Below are 13,626 nucleotides of genomic sequence, written 5' to 3' on the forward strand. Positions count from 1 at the left end.
CGTTAGCTCCGATCCTAGCATGGGCCCCAATTGTTATTGGTCCCAGGATCTTTGCTCCCGCGCCAATGTCGACGTGGCCTCCAATCTCGGGAACTCCACCCGCGTTACGGCTGCCGAGCGTCACCTGGTGGAAGATAAGGCAATTTACACCGATTTTCGCGCTAGGATGAATGACGATGCCGTTCGGATGGGGGATAAGAAGCCCCCCCCCAATTTGGCAAGTAAGCGGGATATCCGCACCCGTAACGATGCTCCAGAACCGGTGACGAACAACCAGAATTTTGCAGTACCACAGGCCAAGAATCCCGCCACGGCTTTGCCAGAATTGATACTTTCGGATGGTAAGGAGAAGTTTTCGTCCGGGATCCCAAAAATGCTCCGGGATCTCTCTCGTCCAATCGGGGACCTCGGCACTGATCTGGTTCAACTGTTGTTCCACTGTGTCTATTCGATCCGAAAGATGAGCAAAAATAGTAAAATTCTGTTCGCCCGATTCGTGCGGTCGGCACTAACCCAAAAATGGGGTTAATGCAGAAGGTAAATGCCGTGCCGACTGTCCCCCCCCCCCAATCTTGCCGTCGTTCTCCCGTCAAGTCGCTCTATTCGTGTGAGTCCGGGTCAGAACCGAGGTCAACCACTTGGAACCCCGTCAAAATGCCCGAAATTAATCACACGAATTAAATCAGTTTTACGCCTTAACGAATTCGTAGTAGATCGATAACGCCTCTTTATTCATGAGATTTCACGGACGTCTCCTGCGGAATGTAGTTTAAAACGAATTTGTAAGGAACAGAAGTGTCCAGAGCTTTGCGCATGCCCGATTTAGATTTAGTTCGAAACGACGTGGTCAAGTCGACCACCGCGCCCCACCGCGCGATGGATCCGGCTGATGACCTGTCGCGAAATGTCTTTGGGCTTTTAGGCGTGCCTTTGGACGCGATCGATTTTTCAACTTTGATCCATTTGATTGATGCCGCTGCACAAGGCGCCTCGCCATTTCTCATTTCGACTCCCAATGTAAACTTTTTGATCAAAAGTCAGACAAATGGCGAGTTCCGTGACTCTATGCTGCTCAGTGATCTCTGTCTCGCGGACGGCATGCCGCTGATTTGGATGGCGAAATTGCTGGGCATTCCAATCCATGAGAGAATTGCGGGAAGCGATTTGTTTGGCAGGCTTAAGTCGACAAGCGGCATTCGTCGCCGGCTCAAAGTCTTTTTGCTGGGTGGCGCCGAAGGATTGGCGGCTGCGGTTGGTGCGAAATTAAATGCTGAGAAAGGAGGGCTCGAATGCGTTGGCTTTCTGAACCCCGGCTTTGGCACCATCGACGAGATGAGTTCGCCTGAAATTATTGGGGCGATCAACGCCAGCCATGCCGATTTGATCGCAGTGTTCTTTGGTGCCGAAAAGGCCCAAGGGTGGCTGCTGCACAATCATCTAAGTCTTGATGTTCCCATTCGCGCTCAGTTTGGCGCGACGATCAACTTCGAGGCTGGAACGGTTCGGAGAGCGCCACTGATACTTAGAAGCACCGGCTTTGAATGGCTATGGCGCATCAAAGAAGAGCCCTATCTTTGGCGCCGCTATTGGAACGACGGGAAGGCGCTGCTGAAACTCTTCGTCAGCAGCGTGTTGCCCTTGATGGTCCGCGGATGGCGGATGCGAAGCGTGGCTAGATTGTTTCTTGATAGCCAGCAGAGTGACGAGTCCGTCACGATCCACCTGGTCGGTGGAGCAGTTGCGGCCGATGTCGAAGGCGCAATCAAGCCCTTCCGTAATGCTCTGAATAGCGGTAAGCAGATAATTCTCGATCTCTCAAGGACGGGGCACGTCGACGCGAGATTTTTCGGCTTGTTCTTGATGCTATCCAAGGAGCTTGGTCGTCGTGGGCAGAGACTGCGGTTTATAGGCGTCACTCCCCTGGTGCGACGAATATTCCGCCTCAACAGATTTGAGTTCTTGCTATCGCAGGAAATAGGATAGCGCGGAGTTTCCTCAGCACTTGCCAAACGCATATCGAGTTAGCTTAAACAGGGTTGAAAAGATGAAGCCGTGGATTAAATTCTTCCGAGCGGATCTCGCGTTTGCGCTTGGGCTGGTGACACTTGTAGCCGGCTGCGGCTCGCCCGATCAAAACGCGCAGAAGTACTATGGGAGGGGTATGGCTCTCATTGAAAAGAAAGACGACCTGGAAGCACGCAAAGAGCTCCTGCAGGCTGTAAAATACAAGAGTGACAAGGTCGAAGTGTGGAAAGCGCTGGCCGGCATTGATGAGCGCACAAAAGCCCAATCGCTTTTCCTGGATTTGCGACGGATCGTCGAGCTCGACCCCAAAGATTTGGACGCAAGGCTGAAGCTTGCCCGTATCATGATTGGCGGCGGCGCTGCGGAAGCCGCGCTTAAGGTCCTTGAGGCTGCGAACGAAGACAAGCCCAACGCTGAGCTACATGCACTGCGTGCGGTTGTTTTTCTGAAGGATAAAGACGCTGCCAGCGCGGTACGAGAGGCTCAGCGGGCCTTTGAGATAGACCCAGCCAATGTGGACGCCGTCAGCTTGCTCGCATCAAAGAAGTTGGCGGATGGTGACGCTGACGGCGCTTTAAAGCTTTTGGATTCAATAACCATTGAGCCCAAGGACGAAGCTCGAATTTCGCTGCAGAAGATGCAGGCCTACGCCAAAAAAGGCGACTTGGCGAAAGCTGAAAGCCTCCTCCGAAAAGTAATAGCTCTCAATCCAAAAGAGCCAGCCTACCGGACGCAGCTCATTCAGCTTCTGATTGCGCAGCGGCGATTTGACGAGGCTGAGAAGGAGTTCAGGGGAAGGGTTTCGGCTGATCCGACGAACACAAAACTGGGACTTGATCTGGTTCGTTTTCTCAATCTAGCGAAAGGCCCCGATGTTGCCCGAACCGAGCTTGAAAATCGCATCAAGGCCGGTGGAGACATATTCGAATACCAGGTCGCTTTGTCGGAACTCAATATTCGGCAAAACAAGATCGACGAGGCTACGGAGCTGTTGAAGACGCTTGCTAACGGTGCGGCGACGCCTGACCGTAAGTCGATTGCTCAGCTCAAGCTCGCTGAACTCTACATGAGTAAAGCAAACGTTGCAGCGGCCGAGCCGCTCATAGCGGAAGTGATCAAGCAAGATCGCAGAAATGCGGGTGCTCTGAGGCTTCGCGCTGCCATTAAGATTGACAAGTCTGATGTCGATGGCGCGGTGTCCGATCTGCGCGAAGCGCTCAATGATCAACCGAAATCCCCTGAACTTCTTATGCTGCTCGCCGTAGCCTATGAGCGCGGCGGGAAAAACGAGTTGGCTGATCGGCAGTATGCGGACGCATTGAAGTCGTCCAACTCGAATCCCGACGTTGCTCTTCGATATGTTGGTTTCTTGCAGCGCCGGGGCGACGCCTCGCATGCGGAAGACGTCTTGACGGATGTGTCTGGTCGTTACCCCAACAATCTTCAAGTTCTGTCTTCGTTGGCGCAGCTGAGGTTGTCTCGCCAGAACTGGACGGGTGCGCTGACGGTTGCTGATACGATTGGAAAGTTGAGCGACGGCCGCGCGCTGTCGGACCAAATCCGCGCATCAGCTCTGGCCGGACAGAATAAAATCGATGAGAGCATTGTGGCATTGGAAGATGCCCATCAGGCCGCGCCGGATGCCGTTCAACCAGTTGTCTCGCTGGTGTCCGCATATGTCAAACAGGGCAAGCCTGACAAAGCAGTCACGCTCTTGCAGGATATGAACAATAAATTTCCGACTAACTCGCAGATCCTTGTGATGCTGGGGCAGGCCAAGCTCACGCAAAACAAGGACCAAGACGCGATTCAAAATTTCAAGGACGCGATCACAAAGCAACCGAAGGACCCCGTGGGCTATGCGGCGTTGTCGGACCTGTATATTCGTCAGAAAAACTATGATGCTGCTGACAACGTTTTGCAGGCGGGGCTGAAGGAGCTTCCGACCAATGTGAACTTGAAACTCTCTTCGGCAGGAATCCAAATTCAGAAGGGCAATCACGACGCCGCGATTTCGCAGTATGAGTCTATTTTGAAGGACCAGCCGAACTCAGCCGTTGCGGTCAATAACCTGGTGAGCCTGTTGCTGGACTATCGCTCTGACAAAGAAAGCCTGGACCGGGCTTTTTCGTTGGCAGATTTGCTGAAGAACGCGACTGTCCCGCAGTTTCAGGATACGTGGGGTTGGGCTCAATATAGAAAAGGTGATTACAAAGGCGCGATTGGGACGCTGGAAGCTGCCGCGGCCAAACTGCCTGATCTCGCGGCGCTCCATTATCATCTCGGCATGAGTTACAAGGCTGCGGGCGAGCCCGAAAAGGCTGCAGAGCAACTTAAGACTGCTTTGAGCCTCGAGCCGGATGGAACTGCTCTGAAGGAAAGCATCAGTGCAGCAATGAAATAGCTGCTAATTTCCGCGCGGTAGGATCGTAAAGCTATTTGAAACCACGACCATGATGCTGTTGGAGTCTGCAGGACCTATTCCGGAAACAGTGGGAAAACCGGTGGTGGGATCGATGATCGTCGTGCCTCCCGTGCTCGCGAACCGATGCTGATAACGGTAGGTAAGCGAAGCAGTCCAATCGCGAATGAAATTATAACTATAGGTCATCGACGCCGATGCATAATCAGTCGTAGTCGTTCCGATCTGTCTGCTGACGCTTGCTGACATGGATAGCGACGATTGCGCGTTTATTGTTTGGCTAAGAGTTGCGTCGACCGTATCTCGTTTGAAAAGCGAGCCTACTACGCTTGGCCCAATCGATTGGCTCGCAGTGACGGCCAAGGTAGTATTTTTGAGAACCTTATACGTGAGGACGGCGTCGCCAATCCAGTCTGTAACGGCAGCGTTAGAGGCCCCAGAGCCGCCGATCAAGGGTGACCCTGTTACGGCGCCCTGCGTGGTGAGATAAGCCGCACCTGCGTTAATCCGAAACGAAAGCACGGCGGACAGTGTCGCATCCACGCCGACCTGATTGCGATAGATCTGAACATGGGTTTTAGATGCATTATCATAATCTAGCAGTTCCGCTTCGGACGATGCGGTCAGGGTTGTGATGGAGCTTACATTGTGCCTCCAGCTTCCGCGGGCCAACGTGTCGGTGAAGGGTAAGCCGCCGCTGGAAGGTTCATAAGAGGTGCGGGTAGAAGTGGCGAACAAGCTGATGGTATCGCGTGCCGTGACCGATCGGTCGATCCCGCCGGCGACCCTTAGGGTATCAATATATCCGGTGGCCCGGGTTGCTACGCCGAAATCATTCAGCAAAGCGAGGGAAGTGCTTTGTTGTCTCCATGCACTCTCTACAAACTCTTTATCGAATCTACCCTTTTCCGTTGCCTCATAGCGACCCCTGAAGCCATAATTCAACGATTCTGAAGCGACGCCTTCTACACCGGGTCCCCAGTATTTTCGGTAGCTTCCGTCGGCGTCAAAATCAAACTTCGATGTCGGGGTTCGCGCCTCCGCGTTTGTCGTAATCGTGGAATAAGACCCGACGGAACCTGCGGGTGAAGATTTCAGGAACTGGTTGCTATTGAGCTCGACCGTTTCGCTTTCGGTCGCCTTGATTGACCAGTCAAACGCCGACGCTGCTGATGGCGCGAGGCCAAAGCATACCGAGACTGCTATAGCAGTTCTCTTCACAGCGTCTTTGCCTCTAATGATCTGCTAATTTCTAGTCGAACAAGCCCCGCTCTGGAACCATGATGACGTCGCCGGCGCGCAATCTGATGTTGCCTTCGAGGCCATCGCCTTTTTCGTATGCACGATAGTCGAACATGAAGATGGTCTCGTCCCCGCCCGGGGCGCGGCGCCTGACCTGGATTTTGCGCTTTGCCGCAAACGGGCCGATGCCGCCGGCCAGCGCAATTGCCTGCATCAGGGTGGTAGGCTGCCGAACCACATATGACCCGGGCCTTATGACCTCACCGGTGATGAAGATCTTTGGCTTGAGATCCTCCTCTGGAATGTCCTTGGGCGAGTTGGCGACCGCAACGGTGACATCCAGGTTGTCGTCCTTGTAGTTGCCCTTCAGCTTATCTTTCAGAATGTTCTCTAGCGCCTGCGGGGTCAGACCGCGCGCGCGAATATGGCCCGCTAGGGGAAAAGCAATCTCGCCGCTGGGATCGACAACTACGTTACGGTCGAGCTTGGAATCCTGCAGGACCGAGATGCTCAAATTATCGCCCGACTTCAGGGTTTGGGCATTAGCTCCGGACATGCAGATGCACAGGCAAAATAAAATAAACAGGATCCGCATCGCTCATCCCCCATCGAACATAGGCTTGTGGTCACGCAGCCGTGACAGCTGGCTTTCAGCTCGGACAAGGCTTTAGGCCTGCCGACTCTATTAATAGGTTACAATAACTTAAGGAACTCGGGCGACCTGCTTAACTGGAAAAATACTGTACTGTTGCTTGTCTGCAATTACATCTCTAACTATCTGATCGGAAATGACTTTCTGGTCGTTAGCAAAGCCATAGACGAGGGCAGTGTCGCACAGAACGTTAATCATGCGTGGAATCCCGCCGCTGGCCGACGCAATCAGCGCGCAGGCTTCCTTGGTAAACAGCGGGCGAGGTGACCCAACAGCCTTCAGGCGGAAGGCGATGTAGTTGGCGACCTCTCGTTCATCCAGCGGCCGAAGATGAAAGTCGGACGATATCCGTTGCGCGAACTGATGCAGCTTGGGGGCAAGAAGCAGGTCCCGCAGCTGCGGCTGTCCGACGAGAATGAGTTGCAGGATTTGGAATTTATCGGCGTTGATGTTGGAAATCATCCGCAAATGTTCGAGTGCCTCGGGCTCGAGGTTTTGGGCTTCGTCGATAATTAGAATCGTCCTGCGCCCATTGGCGTACTGGCCATACAAATAGTCTTGTAACTGCTTGAAAAGACGTGGGTAATCACCTTCAAATGATTGACCTAGAGACATCAGAATCCATTGCAGCAGCTCCTGGCGTCCCTGCGGGGAATTTGAGATCAGTCCGACCGTAATCTGTGGGCTGATCTTTTTGAGCAAATGCCGGACGAGCGTTGTTTTTCCCGACCCGATTTCGCCCGTGATAACGGTGAACCCCGCATTATTCATGACGCCGAATTCCAGCATCGTGAACGCCATCGAGTGCATTTTCCCCCAGTAGATCAAATCAGGGTCTGGCAGGATCGAAAATGGCTTCTCCCGCAGCTGATAAAATGCCTCGTACATCGATATTCCTTAATCGGGCGACCACTGAACTATATCGCAACTTCAGGGACATACTTAGTGTCCCGGCGGAGTTTCTTCCATCTATGTAAACGGAACCGGAGCCTTGGAACCATTAAGATTGAAATCCAATTCTGCGTCTGTTCATAAAAAATCATTAAATCGAATTTCAACGGGATGCTAAGATCGCTGCGAATTGAGGCGACCATTCGCAGTCAAATCGCAATGGTACGGACCTTGCAAGCCTTGAGCGGAGATGCGTGGTCAACATGCTGCAAAAAGTAGACTTTGAAGATAGTTTTGAGGTGCACGAGGATCGCAGCCACCTTCTGCGGCCAGCTTTCTATTGGCAATTGTTCAAACGGCGTTGGCCCTATTTCGTTATTCCCTTCGTCACAATTTCTGCCGCCGGCGTTGCCGCGGCCCTGTTATGGCCTCCGACCTACTTGTCCGAAGGCAAGATCCTGGTTCAGTCGCAGCAGATCCCCTCAGAGCTGGTGCGTCCAACGGTGACCAACGCCGCGCAAGAGCGCATTCAGGTCATCCAGCAAAGGACGATGACCAGGGATAATTTGATCGCGATAGCCGACAAGTATCAGTTGTTTCCCGATAAGCGAACGTTGATGTCGGTGACCGAGCTTGTCGAGCTTTTCAAGAATCAGATCAAAATTGCGCCAGTCGAGCTTCAGTTGGACTTCAAACAGCGCACGCGGGCTGCACTCGAAAATCCCACGATCGTTTTTTCTGTTGGATTTGAGTACGAGGATGCTGCTGTTGCGGCGCGTGTCGCAAACGAGTTGATGACGCGCATTTTAAACGAGGATTTGCGAGACCGTACCAGTCGGGCGACCGACACCACCAAGTTTCTGTCGCGTGAGGTGCAAAAGCTTCAGGCTGACAACGCGGCCCTGGACGCTCGGATTGCTCAACTGCGGCTATCTCAGGGTAAGCCAGCTTCGAGTGGCGGTACCGACCAGCCAACAACAATGCTCGGTCAGCTCAAGGCGGAGCTTGTACAAAAGGGAGCGCTTTATTCGGAAAAGCATCCCCTGATCCAATCGTTGAAAAGACAAATCGAAGCAATGGAGAAGTCGGTCGCGCCTCCCGTGGTCAGTGCCGATCCCAACGCTTCAGCCAGCATTGAAGCACTTTTGGCGCAGCAAGAAGCTTTGCAGAAGAACCTCGAGGTGGCCACGACCAAACTTGCCGCGGCGCGCGTTGGCGAAAATCTCGAAAGGGATCAGCAGTCCGAAAAGCTCGAAATTATCGAGCAGCCGACAGTTCCTCAGGAACCGATTAAACCCAAGCGACCCAAGGTAGCAGCCATTGCAATCCTGCTTGCTCTCGCTGCGGGGGCTGGTTTGACTTTTGTGGCTGAAATTGCGGACAAGGGAATTCGACGAAGCAGCGATATTTTCAGCATCGTTGACAGTAAGCTTGTCGTCTCAATCCCCTACATCATCACGTCAGCCGAGGTACGTCGGCGCAAGCGGCGCATGCTGCTTTTCGTTCTTGTATCGGTGATTTTGTTCGGCTGCGTGCTGGCTGGCGCGTATTTTTTCCTGCCGCCACTTGATCTGATGATCGCCAAGGCTCGGGTTGGTCTGTTTCGGTAATTCTGGGAGAACTTGAGTGGATTCGATCAAACAGGCCGTCGAACTTGCACGTGCGGCGGAAAGCGCGCCGCGGAACGACACCGGATTAGCGGGTGCTTTCGGAATTTCGCGCCAAACAACTTCCGATACGCAAATTAGGGATGTCCGGCTCAACGCGGCTCATTTGCAGGCCGCACGCATCATCGCCTATGGTACTTCAAGCGAGCACGGTCGCTACTACGACATGCTGCGGACCCAGGTCCTGCAGGAGATGGACAAGAAGAGCTGGCAATTTCTAGCGGTGACTTCTCCGACCGCAGGGTGCGGAAAAACGGTAACCGCCTGTAACCTTGCGATCAGCATTGCGCGCCTGCCGGGCCGGTCGGTGTTGCTGGTGGATCTCGACCTTCGTAAGCCCATGGTGGCAAACTATCTGGGACTTGGCGCAACGGACGGGGTTCTCAGTGTTCTGGAAGGCCGATCGACCCTTTCGTCGGCCATGCTGAAGGCCAGTATTGGCCCTGCTAGTTTTTTGGTACTCCCGGGTTCTGAGTCTTCCCCTGGTTCTTCGGAATGGATGGCTTCCCAGACCATGGCAAATGTCCTGCAGACCATCCAAAGGGATTTCAGGTCGTGTGTTGTGATATTCGACTTGCCACCGATGCTGCTCGGCGATGATGTAATCTCCATTCTGCCTCGAATGGATGCGGCTTTATTGGTCGCGGGAGTTGGCAGCACGTCCGTTTCCGATATCAAAGAGTGCCAGAAGCATCTGCAGCGAACCCCTGTCGTCCGTGTCGTTGTCAACAAGGCCACGGAATTGGCAGGCTCCTACTATGGCTACTACTGATTTCGGCTAGAGCGCAAAACCGGCCGGCAGGAAGGCGGCAATTTCTGCAGCCGGAACAAAATATTTTGCAATATCGCGGGTTTCAGTCTTTCCGGTGCCAGGCCGGTTGACCGATTGCGAAATCTTGCGGCTCATAATCCCGAGCAAACAACGTTGTTGCGCATCGAACACCCCGGAGCCTGAGTTTCCCGTGCGCGCCACGTCAGCGATTGCGGTGCTGAATCGCCGAGCGCCAACGGGAATGCGGTCGGGAGGAATGACGTAGGAGCGGACTGCGCCTTCGGGAATAACCGTAACGATCGGCTCTCCTGGCCATGGAGCCACATTACAGAGAGTAGTTCGGCGTAACCGCAAGCGCATCGGAAGCAGCGCCTCGTCGATCGCGAGCAACGTCAGATCGGTGCCTTCAAAACTTCCCTCCTTGACGACGCGGGTCGGGTATTCTTGACCAGCTATGACGACCTTTGGTCGTGTCATCCAGGCCCTGCCGGCGACGTGGGCAGCTGTAATGAACATGCCCTTTCCAAGAAAGATGCCGTATCCGGGCCAGGGCTGAAGCGGCGTGCGATGAACATTAACCGCATAGGCGCGCAGTGAATCGTCCGCGTTATCTGTCCATCCAGGGGAGGCTAAGAAAACGAGGAAGATGGCGCCAAATATGAGCCGCATGGCGCGAGCCACTCCGAGTTTACGATGGGTTAGGATCGCTGAGTAGCTTGATCTACACAAGCAAATCCGTTCAACCGCCACAATTGAATTACCCTTAGATCAGCGTGCAACGAGAGACTGAAAGGACAGCTCAGCCGGGTGTACCTATGAAGAACTTCAGTTCCTCAGGCGGAATGGCTGCGAGCAAATCACGGATAAACTTATCTTGCAGCGCGAATGAGGCTTCTGGCGAAAGACCTATCGTTGAGACCCTGACGAGAGCACCGTCCGGTATCATGCCATGCAGGCCATATTTCAGTCTGATGATCTGGCTTTCAACAGGGCCGGTCGCGATATCATTGCCAACCCGCATCCAGTAACTAACAGGCTCAAGCCTTGTTTCTCGCTGTGTCGTCAAGCGTGTCAGTTTGATCGGTTCCGCGCCGTCCCGATACGATATCTGCGACTTATATTTGTCGGAGACCCGAAAGCCATTGGCGGTATAGCAAATCTCCGGACGATGGGACTTTAACCGGTAATTTTGAACGGGCCCATAGGCTACCAGAAGCATCACTATGTTGCCGCGACCGTCAGAATAGCCCCGCGCCACCTCCTGGCTGTAGATTTTGGCCGAAAATCGATCCGGCTGTACGTACCCTTCGGGTTCTGTCGGGGTTACAGGGGAAATACTTGGCACCAGTGTCCAGGTCCCGAAATTCTGGGGGATGATTTTTTGCAGGTCCATCGATGCCGCTGTTCTTGCCATCAGCTCCCGCGGTGTCAGAACCTGCGCCAGCACTGCAGCCGCAATCATGGCAACGCAGGCCAAAACAACTTGAATTCGGTTTAATTTCATTAATTTACCCGACATTAGCGGCTAAGACTAAATTCCAACCCCTATCTGGCACAATATACCGTTCAAGTAGAACATTTGCCAATCAAGTGTTGGTGGACACGGTCAAAGTTCTGAGAATTAAGCTAAATGCCCGATTCCGGATCTCAGGCATTCCCGCAACTCGACTGCTCTTTAAGATGTCGCTACTGATACATCAAATCGACTATTCTCAAATTTTGCTTTGTCCGGAACCTGCCGGAATAGCGTGATCTGGAGTTTTTCATGAAGTACCCTAACTTGGCTCTGACGAGCTTCTGTCGTACGGCGGTGGCCTTGGGACTTTGCGGAATCTTGGTCGCGGGTTGCGGCAAGAAGAGCGGGGAACAGGCAGCTATTTCGAATAGTCAGGTTGTCGCGCATGTCGGGGACCAGGTCATTACCGCTCAAGAATTTGAAAACGAGCTGCGCCTCCTGAATATTCCGCCTGACAAACAGAAAGAGCCCGAGGTCGTCAAGCGCGTTTTAAACGAGATGGTCACGCGTAAGTATCTGCTGGCACAGGCCCTCGGCGCGAAGCTTGACCGCGAGCCCAACGTCCTCTTGGATATTCTTCGCTCTCGCGAGCAGGTGTTGGCGAATGCGCTCCTCTCACGCACCGTAGCCAAGAAGCTTTCGGCGATCAGCAAGGCGGACATTGACAAATACATCGCGGACAATCCGCTCAAGTTTGCCGGCAGGAAACTCATGACGGTTGACCAGATTGCTTTTCCGCTTGGCGCCAATGCCCAGTCGATTATCGAGTCGGCCAAGGACGCAAATTCGCTGGAGGACGTCGATCAAAAGTTGACAGCGATGGGAATTCCGCACGGTCGATCGACCGGAACGCTCAATAGCAGTGAAATACCGGACGAACTCATCAGCAGTATGCGCGCCAAAAAACCCGACGACGTGTTCTTCGTTCGCTCCGGCCAGAATGGCGTATTTTTGAAAGTGAAGAGCGAAGAAGTGCGGCCGTTGGAAGGTGAAGCTGCAGTAAACACGGCCCGTCAATTGATGAGAAACGATTTCCTCAAAGCTGAAGCCGGTATGGTCTCTGTTTCGGCAAATCTTGAGGCCAAATACGAGGGCGTGTACTCGAAGATTATGACTTCCGACGAGGGCCAGAAAAATTGAGACTTGGACCTCGCATTTAATCCATATGACCAAATGGTTTGACAATGGCTACATTCTTTGACGTCGTTACAGTAAGTTGCTTTGCAGGTTTGGTGCTGGCGTTCTTTCAGTTTACCGACCGAGAAATGCGAACATTGCTGCATTTCCTTTTTGCGGGAATTGTCTTTGCGGTCGCGAACCAGGTTGGAAACGCTGGCGTAACTATCTTGGCGCTGATTTTGATTTTGGCAGGAGCGGGTTATGCTTTTCTTGTGGTCCGAAATAGTCGCGCATAGTTGTTGGCCCGTGTTTCTTGCTACCAGATGATCTTGCTGGCGTAGGGTGAAATGGCATACTCTGAGACGGTGAAAGCGGAAAAGCTGTTGTCGTTACGAGGTCTTCTTTGGCCGGCTCTGTTGGCCGCTTCGTGCGTTGCCGCATATGTCCCCACGATTCGGGGACTAATCGATGGACCATGGCAGACTGAGCAGGAGGGCCACGGTCCACTGATCATTGCAGCTTCGCTTTGGTTGGTTTGGCAATCGCGCGAACAGCTGAGAACGGTAAAGTTGTCGCCCGCGCCAATCGTTGGTTGGGTGTGCCTCGCGCTTGGCCTCTTTTTGATGTTTTTGGCTAGAACCCAGGACATTCTACCGGTCGAGGCTTTCTCAATCATCCCGGTGATCACGGGATGCGTTTTGCTTTCGGCAGGCTGGCCAATGCTTCGCCTACTCGTATTTCCGATCGGATTTCTCATCTTTGCGGTTCCGGTGCCCGATTGGATGATCGACGCTGCAACGGTGCCATTAAAGGTTTTCATTTCGGATTCGGTTACACGGATCCTCTATGCTGCAGGCTTTCCGATCGCCCAGAATGGGGTCATGATCATGATCGGCTCGTATCAGCTCCTGGTAAAGGACGCTTGCTCGGGGATGAATTCGATCTTCGCCCTGTCTGCGATTGGAGTCTTTTATGCCTATGCTTTTCGTTGGCACGAACGAGTTCGCAGTCTGATTTTGTTGATCTCGATTATCCCCATTACGATTCTGGCAAACTTTATCCGAGTTATTGCACTGGTTTTGATCGCGTATTACGGGGGCCCCGATCTGCTTGAGGGCGTCGTGCATGATCTGACGGGGATAGGCCTCTTTATCGTTGCCGTTTTGCTGTTGTTCTTGTTTGATGCGTTACTTGGTCTTTGCAGGAAGTTCTTGTTACCAACTAAGCGTCAGGATCGTTCGTTGGCTGCGTCCGACCCGGCGGGCTAATAAGGGTATAGAGATCTAGATGTCCAGCTCCCCTCGATGAGCGGTGCTCTTC

Annotated in this window: 13 protein-coding genes; 8 read left to right on the plus strand and 5 right to left on the minus strand. The window is 53.2% G+C overall.

Annotated features, from left to right (window positions below):
• The first annotated feature begins 73 nt into the window (after positions 1-73).
• From BLR13_RS41985 to BLR13_RS29260, 3 genes are all read left to right on the plus strand, one after another.
• Positions 74-529 (plus strand): hypothetical protein, encoded by a 456-nt coding sequence (locus tag BLR13_RS41985; protein WP_244524958.1) that lies wholly within the window; start codon positions 74-76, stop codon positions 527-529.
• Between the two features lie 284 nt (positions 530-813).
• Positions 814-1,983: a WecB/TagA/CpsF family glycosyltransferase gene (locus BLR13_RS29255; RefSeq protein WP_074816650.1), complete on the plus strand. Its 1,170-nt coding sequence runs from the start codon at positions 814-816 to the stop codon at positions 1,981-1,983.
• Positions 1,984-2,044: 61 nt separating this feature from the next.
• Positions 2,045-4,429, plus strand: coding sequence for a tetratricopeptide repeat protein (locus tag BLR13_RS29260; RefSeq protein WP_074816647.1), 2,385 nt, complete (start codon positions 2,045-2,047; stop codon positions 4,427-4,429).
• Positions 4,430-4,432: 3 nt separating this feature from the next.
• Here the strand turns inward: BLR13_RS29260 and BLR13_RS29265 are convergent, their stop codons facing one another.
• The 3 genes from BLR13_RS29265 to BLR13_RS29275 all read right to left on the minus strand — a co-directional run bounded on the left by BLR13_RS29265 (position 4,433) and on the right by BLR13_RS29275 (position 7,229).
• The gene (locus BLR13_RS29265; protein ID WP_083387548.1) at positions 4,433-5,668 is read right to left on the minus strand and encodes a hypothetical protein; all 1,236 of its coding nucleotides are present in this window, start codon (positions 5,666-5,668) and stop codon (positions 4,433-4,435) included.
• Between the two features lie 31 nt (positions 5,669-5,699).
• Positions 5,700-6,284: a polysaccharide biosynthesis/export family protein gene (locus BLR13_RS29270; protein WP_074816644.1), complete on the minus strand. Its 585-nt coding sequence runs from the start codon at positions 6,282-6,284 to the stop codon at positions 5,700-5,702.
• 108 nt (positions 6,285-6,392) lie between these two features.
• Positions 6,393-7,229: an ExeA family protein gene (locus BLR13_RS29275; protein WP_074816641.1), complete on the minus strand. Its 837-nt coding sequence runs from the start codon at positions 7,227-7,229 to the stop codon at positions 6,393-6,395.
• 266 nt (positions 7,230-7,495) lie between these two features.
• Between BLR13_RS29275 and BLR13_RS29280 the strand changes: the two genes are divergently transcribed.
• Both BLR13_RS29280 and BLR13_RS29285 read left to right on the plus strand, forming a co-directional pair.
• Complete coding sequence (locus tag BLR13_RS29280) at positions 7,496-8,842, plus strand: GumC family protein (protein WP_074816639.1); 1,347 nt, start codon at positions 7,496-7,498, stop codon at positions 8,840-8,842.
• A gap of 16 nt (positions 8,843-8,858) precedes the next feature.
• Positions 8,859-9,671 (plus strand): CpsD/CapB family tyrosine-protein kinase, encoded by an 813-nt coding sequence (locus tag BLR13_RS29285; RefSeq protein WP_074816636.1) that lies wholly within the window; start codon positions 8,859-8,861, stop codon positions 9,669-9,671.
• A 6-nt stretch (positions 9,672-9,677) separates the two neighbouring features.
• Here the strand turns inward: BLR13_RS29285 and BLR13_RS29290 are convergent, their stop codons facing one another.
• Positions 9,678-10,340, minus strand: coding sequence for a serine protease (locus BLR13_RS29290; RefSeq protein ID WP_244524959.1), 663 nt, complete (start codon positions 10,338-10,340; stop codon positions 9,678-9,680).
• A gap of 130 nt (positions 10,341-10,470) precedes the next feature.
• Complete coding sequence (gene epsI / locus BLR13_RS29295) at positions 10,471-11,175, minus strand: exosortase-associated protein EpsI, V-type (RefSeq protein WP_074830979.1); 705 nt, start codon at positions 11,173-11,175, stop codon at positions 10,471-10,473.
• 261 nt (positions 11,176-11,436) lie between these two features.
• Here epsI and BLR13_RS29300 point away from each other — a divergent pair, with 261 nt between their 5' ends.
• The 3 genes from BLR13_RS29300 to xrtV are packed head-to-tail and all read left to right on the plus strand — an operon-like array spanning position 11,437 to position 13,574.
• Positions 11,437-12,327: a SurA N-terminal domain-containing protein gene (locus BLR13_RS29300; protein ID WP_244524960.1), complete on the plus strand. Its 891-nt coding sequence runs from the start codon at positions 11,437-11,439 to the stop codon at positions 12,325-12,327.
• Positions 12,328-12,371: 44 nt separating this feature from the next.
• Positions 12,372-12,602 carry an XrtV sorting system accessory protein gene (locus tag BLR13_RS29305; RefSeq protein ID WP_074816631.1) on the plus strand — a complete coding sequence of 77 codons (231 nt, stop codon included), beginning with the start codon at positions 12,372-12,374 and terminating at the stop codon, positions 12,600-12,602.
• Between the two features lie 51 nt (positions 12,603-12,653).
• Complete coding sequence (xrtV, locus tag BLR13_RS29310) at positions 12,654-13,574, plus strand: exosortase V (RefSeq protein WP_074816628.1); 921 nt, start codon at positions 12,654-12,656, stop codon at positions 13,572-13,574.
• Positions 13,575-13,626 lie beyond the last annotated feature (52 nt).

Origin of the sequence: Bradyrhizobium ottawaense (genome assembly GCF_900099825.1) — a bacterium.
Classification (GTDB): Bacteria; Pseudomonadota; Alphaproteobacteria; order Rhizobiales; family Xanthobacteraceae; genus Bradyrhizobium; species Bradyrhizobium ottawaense_A.